The following is a 16,938-nucleotide window of genomic DNA, read 5'->3' as shown; positions in this document are numbered from 1 at the left end:
GACGGGGAAGTCTCCTACGGAGTTGTTAGAGCGCACCGTCTTTACGGTGCAACAAGCTCGGCAATTTTTGCAGCCACTTCCGACATGGAGTCCTCTGCGGTATCTAGGCCCGTTCTTGAGGCTAGCATCGGACTCACCTCGCGAAGCGCTTCATATGTTGTGTTGTGCACAATAGGAACAAGCCGATTTCCTGCGAGTAGTGTTGAGAGTTCTTTGTCAGCGACGCTCTCTTTCGGAAGGCGTGCCAGAAGCGCTGGCGTTACAAGCACTAGGCCGACCTTCGAGTTGGCTAGCCCCTTATCAATTGCGCGCATCATGGGAACGCCGAGACCAAGATCTTTTTCACTGAACCAGACTTTGACACCAACAGCTTCGAGCAGGTCGTGCAGTTGCTTTGCTGCCCCCTGCCGGTCATCCCACGCGTGGCAAAGAAACACATCGCGCCGGTCCGGATGTCGGGTAGCCTGAGCCTCCACCGATTCACGGATTGGCGTTAGCGATTGCACCTCTTGAGGTGTGTAGAAGACCGCAGATCCTACACTGGACCAGCGAGGCTTTGAACTCTTGCGACCGCCGCCGCGTGAACTGCTGTAGCTGGAGCTGCTCGTGGATGGATAGTACGAGCTGCCATAACCACCGCCGTAACGTGAACTGCTGCGATAACGGCAAGCTGGACACGCGGCTGCGGCAGCCGCCGAACTATGTCCCCGTATTGGTGCTGTGCATCTGGCCATATATCAATCCTTCGATGTTGGGCTGAATGTTTACGTGCAGGGAGTAGTGATTAGTTCGCTCTAAAGCTGGAGTTAAGCGGCGGCGTAGCCGTCCGCCTTGAACGAATTGTTAACGCAATTTGCGAGCGAGCTGAATCGCGCCTACGACCGCCAAAAAGGCTGCGATGAAATATGGAACAACGGCCTCACTTTGATAGTGACACAAGGCATCCGCTGGGCTCATGGTTGTGTTCGTGTTTGGGACAACCGGATCGTAGTAAACCAAGATCGGGTCCTCCGGCCTGATTTGGTCGCATGGATGATCAATCCAATACGAGACATTTGTGTAGTCATGACCATTGGCGGTGAAGCGGTATACAACGCTGCCATGATCTGAACAGTTTGTACTGACCACCTTCGCTGTCGTCGTAGTGTTGCGCGCAACAAGTTGCTTCCAAGGCGCTGTCTGAGAAGCACAGCCGCTAAGGTTAAGAATCAACCAAAACGCTGTACAGAATTGTAGTGATCTCATAGGCGCTAACGCTGGAGTTCAGCGGCGGCGTAGCCGTCCGCCTTGAACGAACTGTTAGACTTGTCTCTCAGTTTTGCTGAACTGGATATACCAGAAGCTGCCACTTAATTTGACCATTGGCCGGATTGTGTTGCCGATGATTCTGAGGTGGCAGCGTGTGCCCGCCCGCAATTGCGATCTCGTCACCACATGAAGTGCAACGGTAGATGCCAGGGTGTGGCGCTGCTGTACCTGGACCATGCGTAGCATCGAATGCTGCATCTTGTGATTGCGTCAAACGTTGACCGTTCTTGCAAAGAGCCATCTCAACCCCCCCTGTTTTGGTTGGCGACAAATCTAACGCTTAGTAGACCCCAAAAGTGGGGTATTGCACCGAGTATGCGGCTCCGCCCCTGACCGCACAAGCGCACAATTCCTAAAGCAGATCAGGCCCTTGCGCACCAGCTCCGGCATCGGCGCAGATACAGGCAGCGGTGTTATCCAACCCTTTTGAGGGTGTACGAGTTACACAGGCAAAAGTGCGGGTATGACCGTGTGCGGAAATGCCGTGGCTGCCGGGTCGGTGCAGGCGCACCGGGGAGATAAGGAGGTGGGTTCGCGTTTCCGGGACGGAAAGCCCACCCGCCCATGCCCCGGCTCTCTTTACGCCGCCGGATTCCACGCCACCTGATTGCGGCCCTGGTGCTTGGCCCGATACAGCGCGACATCGGCGGCATTGACCAGCTGTTCGAAATTCGCGTCGCCGGCCGTGGCCACGCCCACGCTGGTGGTGATGTCGATGCTGCGGCCCTCGAACAATGCCGGTTCCGCCGCCACGGCGGCGCGCATGCGCTCGGCGAGGGCGTCGGCGGCCGCGGGCGCGATGGCCGGCAGCACCAGCATGAACTCCTCGCCGCCGTAACGCGCGAACAGCGCCTCGCGGGCCAGCCCCGTGCCACGGATCACCCCGACGAAATGGCTGAGCACCGCATCGCCCGCCGCATGGCCCCAGTTGTCGTTGATCGACTTGAAGTGGTCCAGGTCGAACATCAGCACGCTGCAGGCCTGCCCGCGCGCGCGACAGGCCTCCACCAGGCGCTCGCCCGCCTCGATCAAGGCGTTGCGATTGAGCAGGCCGGTGAGCCCGTCGGTGCGCGCCAGCCGGCGCAGGTCCAGGGTCAGCCGTTCGGCCAGCATCAGGGTGAACCCGGTGCTCAGCAGGAACGAGGACAGGATGCCGAACAGGTAGTTCCAGGTGGTGAGCAGTTCGTCGAGCGGCGAGTGCGCGAACAGCTGCGGAAACAGCACCACCACCGAACGCAGCAGGTAGAACAGCGCATCGATGATGAAGATCAGCGCGGTGAAGCCGCAGGTATTGCGCATGTCCCGCGGCGAGCGCCACATCAGCACCCAGACCATCCATGCGTCCCAGACCACGCTGTAGCCGCCGAACATCAGCGCCGAGACCGTCTGCGTCGGCGGTGACAGGTAGACATGGACCTGGCAGGCTACGAACAGGCCCACCACCGCCAGCGGCCAGCGCCAGCGCAGCGGGTAGCGCAGGTGGATGGCGATGCCCATCAGCATCAGCGCATTGGCCACCGCGATCAGGCCGCCACCCACGACCGTGGAGAGCAGGCTGCCGTTTTCGTTCAGGCCCTGGGTGAGCGCGGCGGCGGTTATCACCCAGAACGCGGTGGCCCAGATGCGCAGCGCCGGCAGGCCACGCAGCACCAGCCCGAGCAGGGTGAAACTTATCGAAATGGCGATGCCGATGGCCGCGCCGATGACGCCGAGCGTAAAGAGGTCGAAGTGCATGCCTAGTCCCGTATGCAGACCGAAAGCCAGGGCCGGCGTGCCGCTTCCGTCATGCGCACGCGGGACCTTCGGGCCGCCACGCCCTGCAAGGTAGCACGGCAGGATGCCGGCATCCCCGGCCGATACCACGCCGTGCCAGCCCCAACGCACCCGCCCCCGCAGCGCATACTCTGCGGGCGACACTTTGCCAGCACGCTGAAACCGCGCAGGAGTTTTCCACGAAAGCCACGGCTCCTCGCCTGCCCATGCTCGCCGTGTCCATCCTCGCTGCAGGCGTATCCACCGCTGCACCTGCACCTGCCCTCCCGGAGCCCATCGCCATGCATGCCACCGGCCATTTCGACGTCAGCATCACCCCGCAAACCCCCGACAACCCGCAGGCCCGGGCCTCCGGCCTCACGCGGCTGTCGCTGGACAAGCAGTTCCATGGCGACCTCGACGCCACCAGCCAGGGCGAGATGCTGGCGGCAGGGGACGGCACCACTTCCGGCGCCTACGTGGCGCTGGAGAAGGTCGCCGGCAAGCTGCACGGCCGCAGTGGCACGTTCGTGCTGGTGCACCGCGCGCTGATGGTCGACGGCACGCCGCAGGAGTGGACCGTGGCGGTGGTACCCGGCTCCGGCACGGGCGAGCTCGCCGGCCTCGGCGGCACGATGACGATCACCATCGCCGACGGCAAGCACGGTTACGATCTCGGCTACACCCTGCCCGGCCGCTGAGCGACCCGACCACGCACCCCCCGGAAGCACCTCGATGAACCAGCACATGGAAGTACCCAGCAGTACCATGGCGAAAACGCCCTCCGTGCTGCGCCGGATCCCGGCCGGCATCTGGGCGCTGGGCATGGTCTCGATGCTGATGGACACCTCCTCGGAGATGATCCACGCGCTGTTGCCGGTGTACCTGGTCAGCGTGCTCGGCGCCTCGGCGCTCGCCGTCGGCTTCATCGAGGGCATCGCCGAATCCACCGCGGCGATCACCAAGGTGTTCTCCGGCGCGCTGTCGGACTGGCTGGGCCGACGCAAGCTGCTGGTGGCGATCGGCTACGGCCTCGCCGCGTTCACCAAGCCGATCTTTCCGCTGGCGAGCACGGTCGGCTGGGTGGTCACCGCGCGTTTCGTGGACCGTATCGGCAAGGGCATCCGCGGCGCGCCGCGCGATGCGCTAATCGCCGACCTGGCGCCGGCCGGACTGCGGGGCGCTTCCTTCGGCCTGCGTCAGTCGCTCGATACGGTCGGTGCGTTCCTCGGCCCGGCGCTGGCGATCGCGCTGATGTGGCTGGCTGCCGACAACATCCGGCTGGTGTTCTGGTTCGCGGTGCTGCCGGCCTTCGCCGCGTTCGCGCTGGTGGTGTTCGGTGTGCACGACGTGCCGGACAGCGTGGAAAAGAAGCGAGCGCGCTCGCCGCTGTCGCGCACCGAACTGGCGCGCCTGCCGTTGCTGTACTGGGGCGTGGTGGCGATCGCCGCGGTGTTCACCCTGGCCCGTTTCAGCGAGGCCTTCCTGGTGCTGCGCGCGCAGGAACTGGGTCTGGGGCTAGTGCTGATCCCGCTGGTGCTGGTGGTGATGAACGTGGTGTATGCCCTGTCGTCCTACCCGGTCGGCGTGCTGGCCGACCGCTTCGACCGCGGCATGCTGCTCGGGCTGGGCGTGCTGATCCTGGTGCTGTCGGACCTGGCGCTGGCCCTCGTCGGCGGGCTGGCCGGCCTGACGCTGGGCGTGGTGTTGTGGGGCCTGCACATGGGCATGACCCAGGGCCTGCTGGCCGCCATGGTCGCCGACACCGCACCGGCCGACCTGCGCGGCACCGCGTACGGCATGTTCAACCTGGTGAGCGGGCTGGCTCTGCTGGCGGCCAGCGTGGTGGCCGGCGGTTTGTGGGACGCGTTCGGCTCGCGCGCCACCTTCCTCGTCGGTGCCGGCTTCGCGATCGTGGCGCTGCTCGCGCTGGTGCCGGTGGCCCGGCGGGTGCGCAGGAACCGGCCCGCGCCGGGCTGAACAACGCCGTGCAGGATGCGCTCAAGCCCAGGCGTGTCCGGGATAGAAGCGCTGCATCATCCGCCTGACATAGGCCACCAGGTTCGGCTGCGCCTCCACCGCGCGGCGCAGCGGCGTGTCGAAGAACGGCGTGACGGTGCAGGCGAGCATCCCGAAGGCGGTGGCATCCGCGGCGCTGGGTTCGTCGCCCATCAGGAAGGGCCGGTCGCCGAGCAGCAGCGCCAGCGCGTCGATCGAGCGCATGCCCAGTTCGGCGATCCGCGCCGGCGCATGCCGGCCTAGTCCCTGCGCATGCAGCTCGGCGGACTTGCGCGCCTGCATCTGCTCGCGCAGCGCCGCGCGTTCGGCTTCCGGCGCAGCGTCGGCGAAGTGCGCCGGCCCCCTGGCGAAGCTGTCCGGATCGATCCAGCGGAACCAGAGCATCGCGAAGTAGAGATGATCCTCCAGCAGGCGCTCGATCGCCCAGGCCTGTGCGCGCTGGCGCGCATCCAGTCCCGCATCCAGGTCCACGCGGTACTTGCGCTCGAGGTGCGCACGGATGAAGGTGGAGTCGCTCACCACCTCGCCATGGTCGTCGATGAAGGGCAGCTTGCCGTTCGGCGCCTGCGGCGGGATCGCGGAGGCGCGCTCATAGGCCACGCCGGCCATCTTCAGTTGCGCCTCCGTCTTGAGTACGAACGGGCTGGTGTCCGGCAGGCCGAAACCCGCGCGGCTGGCATACAGGGTGAGACCGGTTGACGACATGGGCGAACTCGGCGGGAAGGTACGGACAGTGTGTCGACGGGTTGCTGACAACATTGTGTCAGTAGCGGCGACCGGATCGCGCGGTCGGCAATTCTCGCAGCCGGCCCAGGGCCTGGCGCTACTCGGAGGTCGGTTCCACGGGAACAAGCTGCCCCCGCTTCAAGGTTCCGAGTGCCACGCGGGTCTGGAAGCGCCGCACATTGGCGTTCTCCGCGATCAGTTTTCTCATGAGCGCATCGTAGCCGTCGACATCGCGCGCCGTGACGATCAAGACGTAATCGCCCTCTCCCGTCACATACCACGCCTCCTGGATGGCAGGCTCGGCGGCTATCCATTGTTTCAGGCTTACCAGCAGTTCGGAACGTTCCCGCTCCACCTCGACATCGACGATCAAGGTGAGCGGACGCCCGATCGCCCTGGAATCGACGATGGCCACCTCGGCCGCGATCACCCCTTCCTCCCGCAGGCGCGCGATCCGTCGCTGGACCGCCGATGCCGACAGGCCGATGGCAGTGCCGATCAATTCGGCCGAGCGCCGCGCATCGCGCTGGAGGATCGCGAGAATCCCGCGATCGAATTTGTCGAGTTCCATCGGCATCAGGCGCCCATCCGCCGCTGATCAGGGAAAAAACCCGCCGGGCGGGCGGGAAATGCGGCAACGCCGCGGGGCCGAACCTTAGCATGGGTCGTCGGTCGTCCCACCCCGCGCCTCGCGTTCTCCGGTACTGCACCCATGCCCAATCTTGCACATATCCTCAGCGCATCGCGCCACATCGATCCGGTATTTCTCGACTCGGCGGTCGCCACCGACAGCCGGCTCGACATGCACCTGGGTTGCCAGGTGCTGGCCAAGGTCGAACTGGACAATCCGCTCGGCTCGTTCAAGGGCCGCGGCACCGAATTGTTCTGCGCGACCGGCCTGAGGGAAACGGAAGGCCTCGTTTGCGCCTCGGCTGGCAACTTCGGGCAAGGGCTTGCACGCGCGGCAGCGAGGCACGGCCATTCCTGCACAGTGTTTGCAGCGGAAAACGCGAATGGCGTCAAGGTCGACGCCATGCGTCGGTTCGGTGCGGACGTCCGTCTCGTCGGCGTCGATTTCGATGCGGCGAAAGCAGTCGCGCGACGCCATGCGAACGAGCACGGCCTCCGCTTCGTCGAGGATGGCGTCGAACCGGCGCTTGCCGAAGGCGCGGGCACGATCGCGCTTGAATTGCTGCACGACACGTCCTTCGACGCCATCGTGTTGCCACTGGGCAACGGCGCGCTGCTTGCCGGCATCGGTACGGTGTTGCGCCAGCTGGCACCGCATATCGAAATCATTGCGGTAGTGGCGCGCAACGCCCCTGCCATGAAGTTTTCGCTCGAGGCCGGCTTGCCCGTTGAAACCGATCGCGCAGAAACCCTCGCCGACGGCATCGCGGTACGCGTGCCGATCGCATCCACGCTCGCCAACCTGCGTGCTTGTTGCAACGACGTTGTAGCCGTGTCCGAGGAAGATATTTTCGATGCCATGCTGCTGGTCCGCCGGCATCTCGATCGCGTGACGGAACCCGCCGGTGCGGTCGGAGTCGCCGCGATCCTGGCCGATCGTGAGCGCTACGCAGGCCGCCGCGTCGCCACCGTCCTGAGTGGCGGAAACGTCTCGCTGGAGATGCGCGACCGGTTATCGGCGTCCGGCTGACCCGCCGCATCACGCGCGCCAGAACATTCTCCGGAGGCAGCCGCTTCATGAAACTCCTGTATCAAACCCACTCGCCCTACGCCCGCAAGGTGCTTGTCGTCGTCCATGAACTGGGCCTGGCCGGGGCAGTGGAAGTCATCCATCACGAAACCAGCCCGACGCGGCGAAACGCCGAAGTGTTCGCCTTCAACCCGCTGGGCAAGGTGCCGGTATTGCTGTGTGACGACGGGCTGGCGCTGTTCGACTCGAACGTGATCTGCGACTACCTGGACAACCTGCACGGGCGCTCGACGCTGATCCCCGCCGATCCGAAGCGGCGTTACAGGGCACTGCAATGGCAGGCGCTTGCACAGGGCATGGCCGATGCCGGCATCGCCGTGCGATGGGAAGCCGAGCGCCGCCCCGAATCGCTGCGATGGCCCGCGATGCGGGACGGCCAGCTGGAGAAAGTCATCGCAGCCTGCGATTACCTGGAACGGGAAATGACCACGCACGACGCCGTCGATATCGGTGCCATCGCCTTGGCGACCACCCTGAGCTGGATCGAATTCCGCAATGTTTGTGCTTTCCGGGTGGGACGACCACGCCTGTCGTCCTGGTATGACGGGTTCTGCACGCGGCCATCGATGCGCGCGACGACTCTTCGCGGCGATACGAGCGACTGATCCACGCAACGAGCGGAATAGCCGTGGCGCATGGCGCGCATACGACCGCCTCACCCCTCCCCACCAAGGCAAGAAACATGAGCTCCCTCTGGACCGATCTTCTGTTCCTGCACGGCCACGTCGCTGACTGGCGATTGGCGCAACGACTGTCCCGCGCGGCTGCGCCGGCGCCTCCCGTGCAACCCGTCGTCGAAGCCCCCGGCCAACAGGCCACACTGCCGCGCCGAAGCATGCTGACGCTGCGCCTGTGCCTTGGGATTGGCAGCGGCGAGCTGCATAGACAGTGACTTGACTTGCGCCTCGCTTCCGGTTCGATCGCCGTGGCAGGAGCCGTTCAACCATGTTCCCCGGGGATGTCGAATTATTTCGACCTCGTTCGTCGTCTGGAGAAAGCAGCCGCTTTTTCCTACCTGAGGAAGGCCGACCATGAAAAACACTCCCACCCTCGTGCCCGCCGCCGAGCTGGCTGCGCGCAACCCCATGCGCTTCCCCAACGAAAGTGGCGCCTACCGCCGCGCGCGCACCGCATTGCTGGCCGAGGAGATCGAGCTGCGCCGGCACATCGAGCGTGTCGCCGAACTGCGCCGCGCGCTGCCGCCCGGCGGCGAGGTGACCGGCGACTACCGTTTCCGGGGCGAACGCGGGCCGGTCGATTTCGCCGGCCTGTTCGGCGACAGGCAGACCCTCGTGGTCTACAGCTACATGTTCGGCCCGCAGCGCGCGCGGCCCTGCCCGATGTGCACCTCGCTGCTGAGCGCGTGGGACGGCGAGGCGCGCGACGTGGGCCAGCGCGTGGCTCTCGCCGTGGTGGCGCGCTCGCCGATCGAGCGCCTCGTCGCGTTCAAGAACGAACGCGGCTGGCGCGATCTGCGGCTGTACTCGGATACCGACGGCGCCTACAGCCGTGACTACTTCGCCGTCGACCCGGACGGCGGCGACGGCGACCAGGCCGCCTTCAACGTATTCACCCGCCGTGACGGCACGATCCGCCACTTCTGGAGCGGCGAGATGGGCTTCGAGAGCGCCGACCCCGGCCAGGACCCGCGCGGCGCGCCGGACCTGATGCCGTTGTGGACCATCCTGGACTGCACGCCGGAAGGCCGCGGCACGGACTGGTACCCCAAGCTCGACTACTGATGCTGCCGGCGGCGGTGCAGCCGCCGCCAGCCGTTCACGGACGCGGTGGAACGCAGCTCTCGTCCAGCTGGCGCAGCTCGCACTCGATCTCCCACTCGTCGCCATGCACCTGCAGGAAGCGCCGGGTCAGCTCCAGCGCCTGCTGCATCGAATCGGCCTGCAGCAGCGCGTAGCCGCCGATCACTTCCTTCGTCTCGGTGAACGGGCCGTCCGTCGTCGTCAGCTTGCCGTGCGACAACCGGGTGCGCGTGCCTTCCGCGGTCGGCCGCAGCCCTGCGGTGTCCAGCAACGTGCCGTCGGCCATCATCTGCGCCATCAGCTTGCCCATGTCGTCCATCAGTTGCTGGCTGGGCCGTTGCCCGGTGTTCTCGTTGAGCCGGATCATCGAAAGGAATCGCATCGTCGTCGCTCCCGCAGGTCATGGCGCAGCCGCGCGACCGGCCCCATGCCGGCCCGCCCATCGCGCTCCTGCCATGGCGACGAACGAATACGGGCCGGATCGACACGTGCCGCCTGCGCACTGCTACGAAAGCGGGTGCCGCTCCATCGCCGCGGCACCCACATCGCAGCGACCATCGGCACAACGTTCCGACGCGGGCGCCTCGGCGGTGGCATCGAGGCGCTGCTGCCCCGCCTCGACCAGCAGCGTGCCGATCTCCGCACCGAGCAGCAGGTCGTCGTACACGCCGAACACCTGGCGACGCAGCCGCCCCTGCGCGTCGATCAGGATCGTGGTCGGCGTGCCCTGCATGGCATACGCGCGCATCGTGCAGGGAATCGGGTCGCCGGCCGGACCCGGTGCGTCGATGCCGACCGGAAACAGCACGCGGTACTCATGCAGGAACGCGCGCAGCGATTCCGGTCCCATCGCCGCATGGTGCTCGAACACCGTGTGCAGGCCGACCACCGCCAGCGGCGCGCCCTCGAACAGCTTCACGACGCGCTGCGCCTGCGGGATGCCGTGCGCCACGCAACCCGGGCAGAGCATCTGGAAGGCGTGCAGCAACACCACCCGGCCACGGAAATCGCCGAGGCCCAGCGGCTGGGGGCTGTTCAGCCAGGCTACGGTACGCCACTCGGGGGCCGGTTCCGGCGTCATCGCAAATCTCCTTCCTCGATGTATAGACGCGTTATCTGCAGCAGACACGACTTCAGCCGTGCAGCGTACATCTTCCCCCCGTCCCCGGCGGCGTGCCGCTTGCCGGCGAGGAATGGCCGCAGGCTCAGCCCGGCAGCGCAGCCTGGCGACCCTGCAGGAAACGGCGCACGGCGGGATCGGCGGCAAGGCCGATCGCGATGTCGAAGGCGTGTCGCGCGTCATGGCAGGCGTGGGTCCTGGCCAGCAATGCCGCCCGCGCCGCCCAGTAGGGCTGGTAATCGACGAGCCGGCCATCGGCGGCGAGCGCATCCATGATTTCGAGCGCCGCCTGCGGGCCCTGCAGCTCCGCGATGGCCAGCGCGCGGTTGAGCGCGACGACCGGCGAGTCGCTGAGCACCAACAGCGCGTCGTAGAGCTGCACCTCCGGCGTCCAGTCGGTGCGGCCGCTGCGGCAACGCTCGACATGGGCCGACTGCAGCGCGGCTTCGAGCTGGTAGCGGCCGATACGGCCCAGCCGGCTGGCACGCAGCAGCAGCGCCTCGGCATCGTCGATCATCGCCGCATCCCAACGAGCGACATCCTGTTCGGCCAGCGGCACGTAGTCACCCGCCGTCGTGCGGCGCGCGGAACGGCGCGCTTCCGCATGCAGCATGCAGGCCAGCAGGCCCAGCGCCTCCGGCTCCTGCGGCAGCATGCCGGCCACCAGCCTGGCGAGGAACAGCGCCTCCGCGGTGAGGTCGCGGCGAATCGCATCGGTGCCGCCGGGATCGCTCCAGCCTTCCGCGAAGGCGGCGTAGATGGCTTCCAGCACCCCGTCCAGCCGCCCGGCCAGTTCGTCGCGCGCAGGAACGGCAAAGGGAATGCCGGCCTGCCGGATCTTCTGCTTCGCCCGCCCCAGCCGCTTGCCCATCGCCTCCGGCGAGGCGAGGAAGGCCGCGGCGATCGCCTTCGCGTCCAGCCCGAGCACCGCCTGCAGCATCAACGGCGCGCGGATGCCGGCATCGATGGCCGGATGCGCGCAGGCGAACAACAGCGCGAGGCGCCGATCGGGGATGGCGGCGTCATCCCCTTCGGCCACCGCGCTCTCCTCGATCTCGGCGAGGATGCGCAGCTGCACGGCCGCCGCTTCGCCGTTGCGATGGCGCCGGAACCGGTCGATCCCCTTGCGCCTGGCCACGGTCAGCAGCCACGCTTCCGGATTCGCGGGGCAGCCGTTGCGCGGCCAGTCCGCCAGGGCCGTGGCAAAGGCTTCAGACAAGGCATCCTCGGCCGCTGCCACGTCATGCATGGCAGCGGCGAGGAAGGCGACCAGCTTGCCGTAGCTGCGGCGGGCCACCGCATCCGCCGCACGGCGTGCCTGCGCGGTGCGATCCAAGCTACATGCTCCAGACCGGCCGCACTTCGACAATGCCGTGACTCGCGGCCGGACAGCGCGCCGCCCAGGCGAGCGCGGCGTCCAGGTCGGCGACGTCGATGAGGTAGTAGCCGGCCAGTTGCTCCTTGGAGTCCGCGTAGGGGCCGTCCAGCACCTGCGACTTGCCGTTCGCCACGCGCACGGTGGTCGCGTTCGCCGTGCCCTGCAGGCGGTTCGAGCCGACCAGCGCGCCCGCCGTCTTCAACGCCTGCGTATAGGCCCCGTAGGCCGCGACGCCCTGTTCCTGCTCGGCCGGCGACATCCGCGACCAGCCGCCTTCCTCCGCATACAGCATCAGTAGATATTGCATCGTGATTCTCCGTTCCAGGTGATCGGCGGGCAGCATGCTCCACCATGCCTATGACGTGCGTGGTTCCCCGATTTGGACACGGCCGATCCCCCAGGGCGATGGCGATGCATCCGGACTGCCGCCCTAGCCGTCCGCGGGGCGCGCTTCGGCGATCAGCGTGGGGATCAGTTCCGACACGTTCGGATGGATCGGCACCGTGCGCTGCAGCTGCGTGGCGGTGGCGCCCACGGTCATCATGTCGATGATGCCGTGGATCGCCTCGTCGCCCTCGATGCCGAGGATCGCGGCACCGAGGATCGCCTTCGTGCCGGCGTCGATGATCACCTTCATGAAACCCTGCGTCTCGTCCCTCTCCACCGCACGCCCGACCCGGGCCATCGGCCGCTTGCCGACCAGGAACGGGCGGCCGCGCTTGCGCGCCTCGGTTTCGCCGATGCCGACACGCCCCAGCGGCGGGTCGATGTACAACGCGTAGCCGCTGACGCGCTCGCTGAGGCGACGGTGCTCGCCGTCGAGCAGGTTCGCCGCGACGATCTCGAAGTCGTTGTAGGACGTATGCGTGAACGCGCCCCGCCCGTTGCAGTCGCCCAGCGCCCAGATGCCCGGCACGTTCGTGCGCAGCCCGTCGTCGACGCCGATGTAGCCGCGTTTGTCCGTTGTCACGCCGGCCTGCTCCAGGCCGAGATCGTCGGTATTGGGCACGCGCCCAACCGCCAGCAGCACGTGGCTGCAGTCGATCCGCCCGCCATCGGCGGTCACCCGGATCCCCTCGCCTGCGCGCTCGAACGCGAGCTCGGCGACGCCGGTGCGGATCTCGATGCCCTCGCCTTCCAGTATCCCGCGCACGGCCGTCGAGACGTCCTCGTCCTCGTGCCCGATCAGGTACGGACCCTTTTCCACCACAGTGACGCGCGCGCCGAAGCGGCGATACATCTGTGCGTATTCCAGCCCGATGTAGCTGCCACCGACGATCAAAAGGTGTGGCGGCACGCGGTCCAGGTCAAGGATCGAGGTATTGGTGAGATAGGGAATGTCATGCACGCCGGGCATGTCCGGCACCGACGCGCGGGCACCGACGTTCAGGAAAATCTGTGGTGCGGTGAATCGTTCCTCCCCGACGCGCAAGGTCTGCGCGTCCTCGAACCGTGCGTGGCCCTCGATCACCGTGCAGCCGTCCATGCCGTCCAGCCATGCGCGCACGTTGTGGCGCGCGTTCGCGATGACCGCATCGGCGCGCGACTTCACCTTGGCCATGTCGATGCCCACGCCGCCCGCCAGCACCACGCCGAAATCCGCCCCACGCCGGGCCATGTGCGCGGCTCGCGCGCTGGCGACCAGGGTCTTGGTCGGCATGCAGCCGGTGTTGACGCAGGTGCCGCCGAACAGCTTGCGCTCGACCAGCGCCACTGATCGGCCGGCGCCGGTCAGCCGGCTCGCGAGCGGTGGCCCGGCCTGGCCGGCGCCGACGATGATCGCGTCGAAACGGCGGCTCACGACGCTGCAGCCGCGAACTGCAGCGCACCGCGCGCCGTCGACCCATAGCCGTGGAGAACCATGTCGTCACTCCTGCATGAAGGCGGTTGTTGTAACGCGAACCACCGGACAGGCCCGACAAATTTCCGTGAAGCCGCCGTCCAGGGGAACAGCGTGGCCTCCCGCCCCTCAACCATCGGGCGGCACATCGAACAGGTAAGCCGTGCTTCGCGCCGATGCCCGCTTGCCAAACTCCCGGGCGAAAGCCGCGAGGTGGCGATAGGGTGCGAGCGGGACGGTGACGCGGAAAGCCAGGTGCTCGACCAGGCAGAACAGCGATGCCTCCAGCATGCTGAGGTCGCGCGGCGGCAGCGTGGCGATGACAGGCAGCAGCCTTTCGTCGAGCCACTGCAGGGCATTGCGCAATCCCGCGGCGGCCTTGACGAAGTAGATGCTGTCCGCCGGAAGTTGCGCGACCTGCGTGCCGAAGCCGAGCTGCACCTGCGCCTGCATGGCGTGCCAGACGAGTTCCTGCGCATTGCGCGCCTGCAGGTCGCGCGCATCCTCGGGCCAGACGATGCGCCGCTGCGCCGGTGCGGATTCCGCCAGCACGCGGCAGATGTTCTCGGCACCGAATACCGTCGCCCCGTCCTTCGTGAGCACCGGCAGCTTGAGCGCGGGGTTCCCCGCGTAGTCGCGCGCATCCAGCGACGCCAGGTCGTAGACCGGGACGAACTCGCAAGCCACGTCCAGCTCCTGCGCGAACACGCGCACCAGGCGGGTGAAATGCGAACTGCTGCGGCCGGTGATCCGCGGCACCGGACTCACGTCGGTCGTATCACTCGTACGGGACAAGGCGCCACCTCCTGCGTTCCATCAACCAACCGCGGCTTTCACGCCTTTCCCGTCGACCCGCCATGCGCGAACGCGACGAAGCCTTCCACGAACTTGCTCAGCTGGTCGCCGGTGCGCGCATCGGCGATGGCGCCATCGGCATCGAACACGCTGCCCGCGTGCGACACCATCAGGCGGCCGCCGGTCCACAGTTCCGCGCCGAGCGTGCGCAGCACCGGCAGCCAGGCGTTCTGCGACAGGATGGTGCCGAAGCCGCCGGGCGATGCGCCGATCAGCGCCACCGGCTTGCCGGCGAATACGCGCGGGATGTCGGCCGGCGGCCGGGTCAGCCAGTCCAGCGCGTTCTTGGTCACGCCGGGAATACTGTTGTTGTATTCGGGTGTGGCGATCAGCAGGCCGTCGGCCGCGGCGATCGCCTCCTTGAGCGCCGTCACCTCGGCCGGAATGCCGTGCGCGGCCTCATCGTCGCCGTTGTACAACGGGAACGCGGCGATCGACATGACCTGCAGCCGGCTGCCGCCCGGCATCGCCGCGACGGCGGCGCGCAGCAGCGAGGCATTGAATGAGCCTTTGCGCAGGCTGCCGGAAAAACCCACCAGAACGGCCATGTTCCACCTCGGAGCAGCGACAGGAGTGGCAAGGGTAATGCGGAAACGGTGACGCGGATGGCAACCGGGCCGGCTTGCCCCCGTCACGCCAGGCGGCGGCTGGGTTACGATGCCGCTCCTTCGCCGCACCGCGGCGCATTGCCATCGTTGTTCGGGATAATCTGCCGTGTCGCATTACTCCGGCCCGCTGCTCACCCGCCCCGTCGCCGCATCGCTGCTGGCCGCACGCGATGCCAGTGCGCACGAATGGGACGGCTCGCTGGACCTGGATCGCTCGAACGGCAGCGCATCGCTGCAGCCGGACGCCTGGCTGTGGCAAGGCCAGCCCTACCCGTATCCGTCCGCGCTGAAGGACCGCACGATCTACTACTGGGACGGCGACGGGTTCGCGCCGGTGGCGCGCTATGCCGGCTCGCTGATCAAGCTGGTGCCCACCGAGTGGGGCGCGCCCACCTTCGAGATCGACGGCATCAAGATGCTGCCCACCTCGAAGGAGTCGCCGCTGGACGACGCGCGCCGCAAGGTGACGCTGGTCGAGCCGCGCGGCAAGGTGGTGCTGGATACCTGCGGCGGCCTGGGCTACTTCGCCGCCTGCTGCCTGGAGGCCGGCGCGGCGCGCATCCACTCGTTCGAGAAGAATCCCGACGTGCTGTGGCTGCGCACGCTCAACCCGTGGTCGCCGGATCCTGATGCGCCGCAGAACGGTGGCCGCCTGCGGCTGCAGCACGCGGACGTGGCGCGGGCCGTCGCGCAGCTCGCCGACGCCTCGGTGGACGCGCTGCTGCACGACCCGCCGCGCTTCGGCATCGCCGGCGAACTGTACTCGCTGGAGTTCTACCGGCAGCTCGCCCGCGTGCTGCGACGCGGCGGCCGCCTGTTTCACTACACCGGCAGCCCCAACAAGCTCACCAGCGGCCGCGACGTGCCACGCGAAGTGGCTCGGCGGCTGGAACAGGCCGGCTTCAGGGCCGAACTGGCGCTGGACGGAGTACTGGCCACGCGGCGCTGAACGCGCCGCGCCACCCGGCCCGGAGTTGCCCTACCATCCGGGCCGATGGATACCCCACCCCTCCCGTCATCGAACGGCTCGTCCCGCGGCAGCCTGGCCTGCGTGGGCCTCGGCATGACCCTCGGTTCCCACCTCACGCCACTGGCGCGCAGCCACATTCAGCGGGCGGACGTAGTGTTCGCCGGGCTGTCCGATGCCATCGTGGAAGTCTGGCTCGGGCGCATGCACCCAGACGTGCGCAGCCTGCAGCCCTGCTACGCGGAGGGCAAGTCGCGGCTGAAGACCTACCGGGAATGGGTCGAGTTGATGATGACCGAGGTGCGCGCCGGCAAGCGGGTCTGCGGGGTGTTCTACGGCCATCCCGGCATCTTCGCCTGGTCGCCGCACAAGGCCATCAAGGCCGCCCGCGCGGAAGGTTACGAGGCGCACATGGAGCCAGGCATCTCCGCCGAGGATTGCCTCTACGCCGACCTGGGCATCGACCCCGGCCGCTACGGCTGCCAGCACTTCGAGGCCAGCCAGCTGCTGTTCTACGAACGGCGCATCGAGAACACCGGCTACCTGGTGCTGTGGCAGGTGGCGCACGCGGGCGACTGGTCGCTGGGGATCTCCCGGACCGGGCCGGCTTATCGGCAGGTGCTGGTGGACCTGCTGGCCCGGGACTACCCGCTGGATCACCCGGTCATCGTCTACCGCGCGGCCACCCTGCCGATCCAGCAGCCACGGATCCGTCGCATCGCGCTGCGCGACCTGCCGCAGGTGCCCCTGAGCGCCGAGGAGACAGTCGTGCTGCCCCCGGCCGCGGCGATGAAGCCCAACCGCGCCGTGCTGGACCGGATTGAGGCGCTGGACCGGCTGGAGGCAGGTGCCAAAACGTGAACTAGCGCACATAATGGCCCGCCG

The 16,938-nt window shown here is 67.2% G+C and carries 20 protein-coding genes; 9 read left to right on the top strand and 11 right to left on the bottom strand.

Features of this window, described 5'->3' with window-relative positions:
• Positions 1-41: 41 nt before the first annotated feature.
• On the bottom strand, positions 42-506 hold the full coding sequence (locus DEO45_RS15450) for a toll/interleukin-1 receptor domain-containing protein (RefSeq protein ID WP_223250903.1): 465 nt from the start codon (positions 504-506) through the stop codon (positions 42-44).
• Between the two features lie 325 nt (positions 507-831).
• On the opposite strand from DEO45_RS15450, the gene DEO45_RS16530 reads away from it, so the two are divergent.
• Positions 832-1,110, top strand: a complete 279-nt coding sequence (locus DEO45_RS16530) for a hypothetical protein (RefSeq protein WP_147269709.1) — start codon at positions 832-834, stop codon at positions 1,108-1,110.
• A gap of 777 nt (positions 1,111-1,887) precedes the next feature.
• On the opposite strand, the gene DEO45_RS15445 is transcribed toward DEO45_RS16530, so the two are convergent.
• Entirely contained in the window at positions 1,888-3,042 is a 1,155-nt protein-coding gene (locus DEO45_RS15445; RefSeq protein WP_114345463.1) for a GGDEF domain-containing protein, read from the bottom strand.
• 320 nt (positions 3,043-3,362) lie between these two features.
• On the opposite strand from DEO45_RS15445, the gene DEO45_RS15440 reads away from it, so the two are divergent.
• A complete protein-coding gene (locus tag DEO45_RS15440) occupies positions 3,363-3,761 on the top strand; it encodes a DUF3224 domain-containing protein (RefSeq protein ID WP_114345460.1) in 399 nt (132 codons plus the stop codon).
• A 34-nt stretch (positions 3,762-3,795) separates the two neighbouring features.
• Positions 3,796-5,040, top strand: coding sequence for an MFS transporter (locus tag DEO45_RS15435; protein WP_114345457.1), 1,245 nt, complete (start codon positions 3,796-3,798; stop codon positions 5,038-5,040).
• 21 nt (positions 5,041-5,061) lie between these two features.
• Here DEO45_RS15435 and DEO45_RS15430 read toward each other — a convergent pair whose 3' ends face one another.
• Both DEO45_RS15430 and DEO45_RS15425 read right to left on the bottom strand, forming a co-directional pair.
• On the bottom strand, positions 5,062-5,784 hold the full coding sequence (locus tag DEO45_RS15430; RefSeq protein WP_114345455.1) for a glutathione S-transferase family protein: 723 nt from the start codon (positions 5,782-5,784) through the stop codon (positions 5,062-5,064).
• Between the two features lie 118 nt (positions 5,785-5,902).
• Entirely contained in the window at positions 5,903-6,382 is a 480-nt protein-coding gene (locus tag DEO45_RS15425; protein ID WP_114345452.1) for an Lrp/AsnC family transcriptional regulator, read from the bottom strand.
• 135 nt (positions 6,383-6,517) lie between these two features.
• On the opposite strand from DEO45_RS15425, the gene DEO45_RS15420 reads away from it, so the two are divergent.
• From DEO45_RS15420 to DEO45_RS15405, 4 genes are all read left to right on the top strand, one after another.
• Complete coding sequence (locus DEO45_RS15420) at positions 6,518-7,465, top strand: threonine ammonia-lyase (RefSeq protein ID WP_114345450.1); 948 nt, start codon at positions 6,518-6,520, stop codon at positions 7,463-7,465.
• Between the two features lie 47 nt (positions 7,466-7,512).
• Positions 7,513-8,130 carry a glutathione S-transferase family protein gene (locus tag DEO45_RS15415; protein ID WP_114345447.1) on the top strand — a complete coding sequence of 206 codons (618 nt, stop codon included), beginning with the start codon at positions 7,513-7,515 and terminating at the stop codon, positions 8,128-8,130.
• A gap of 77 nt (positions 8,131-8,207) precedes the next feature.
• Positions 8,208-8,417, top strand: coding sequence for a hypothetical protein (locus DEO45_RS15410; RefSeq protein ID WP_114345445.1), 210 nt, complete (start codon positions 8,208-8,210; stop codon positions 8,415-8,417).
• Between the two features lie 139 nt (positions 8,418-8,556).
• Positions 8,557-9,267, top strand: coding sequence for a DUF899 family protein (locus DEO45_RS15405; protein ID WP_114345443.1), 711 nt, complete (start codon positions 8,557-8,559; stop codon positions 9,265-9,267).
• A gap of 34 nt (positions 9,268-9,301) precedes the next feature.
• Here the strand turns inward: DEO45_RS15405 and DEO45_RS15400 are convergent, their stop codons facing one another.
• The 7 genes from DEO45_RS15400 to DEO45_RS15370 all read right to left on the bottom strand — a co-directional run bounded on the left by DEO45_RS15400 (position 9,302) and on the right by DEO45_RS15370 (position 15,026).
• Positions 9,302-9,667, bottom strand: coding sequence for a YciI family protein (locus DEO45_RS15400; protein ID WP_114345441.1), 366 nt, complete (start codon positions 9,665-9,667; stop codon positions 9,302-9,304).
• 123 nt (positions 9,668-9,790) lie between these two features.
• Entirely contained in the window at positions 9,791-10,366 is a 576-nt protein-coding gene (locus DEO45_RS15395; RefSeq protein WP_114345439.1) for a peroxiredoxin family protein, read from the bottom strand.
• Between the two features lie 124 nt (positions 10,367-10,490).
• Positions 10,491-11,741, bottom strand: a complete 1,251-nt coding sequence (locus tag DEO45_RS15390) for an RNA polymerase sigma factor (RefSeq protein WP_114345436.1) — start codon at positions 11,739-11,741, stop codon at positions 10,491-10,493.
• A 1-nt stretch (position 11,742) separates the two neighbouring features.
• Positions 11,743-12,090, bottom strand: a complete 348-nt coding sequence (locus DEO45_RS15385; RefSeq protein ID WP_114345433.1) for a YciI family protein — start codon at positions 12,088-12,090, stop codon at positions 11,743-11,745.
• A gap of 123 nt (positions 12,091-12,213) precedes the next feature.
• Positions 12,214-13,584 carry an FAD-containing oxidoreductase gene (locus DEO45_RS15380; RefSeq protein ID WP_114345430.1) on the bottom strand — a complete coding sequence of 457 codons (1,371 nt, stop codon included), beginning with the start codon at positions 13,582-13,584 and terminating at the stop codon, positions 12,214-12,216.
• 168 nt (positions 13,585-13,752) lie between these two features.
• Positions 13,753-14,382, bottom strand: a complete 630-nt coding sequence (locus DEO45_RS15375) for a glutathione S-transferase family protein (protein ID WP_223250902.1) — start codon at positions 14,380-14,382, stop codon at positions 13,753-13,755.
• 74 nt (positions 14,383-14,456) lie between these two features.
• Entirely contained in the window at positions 14,457-15,026 is a 570-nt protein-coding gene (locus DEO45_RS15370; protein WP_114345425.1) for an NADPH-dependent FMN reductase, read from the bottom strand.
• Positions 15,027-15,192: 166 nt separating this feature from the next.
• On the opposite strand from DEO45_RS15370, the gene DEO45_RS15365 reads away from it, so the two are divergent.
• Positions 15,193-16,035 carry a class I SAM-dependent methyltransferase gene (locus DEO45_RS15365; protein WP_114345423.1) on the top strand — a complete coding sequence of 281 codons (843 nt, stop codon included), beginning with the start codon at positions 15,193-15,195 and terminating at the stop codon, positions 16,033-16,035.
• Between the two features lie 45 nt (positions 16,036-16,080).
• Positions 16,081-16,914 (top strand): SAM-dependent methyltransferase, encoded by an 834-nt coding sequence (locus DEO45_RS15360; RefSeq protein WP_189339776.1) that lies wholly within the window; start codon positions 16,081-16,083, stop codon positions 16,912-16,914.
• Positions 16,915-16,938 lie beyond the last annotated feature (24 nt).

It is taken from the genome of Rhodanobacter denitrificans (assembly GCF_003335105.1).
Taxonomy (GTDB): Bacteria; Pseudomonadota; Gammaproteobacteria; order Xanthomonadales; family Rhodanobacteraceae; genus Rhodanobacter; species Rhodanobacter denitrificans_A.
The sequence above is the reverse complement of the archived record's forward strand: the minus strand, read 5'-3'. Positions and strand labels throughout refer to the sequence as shown.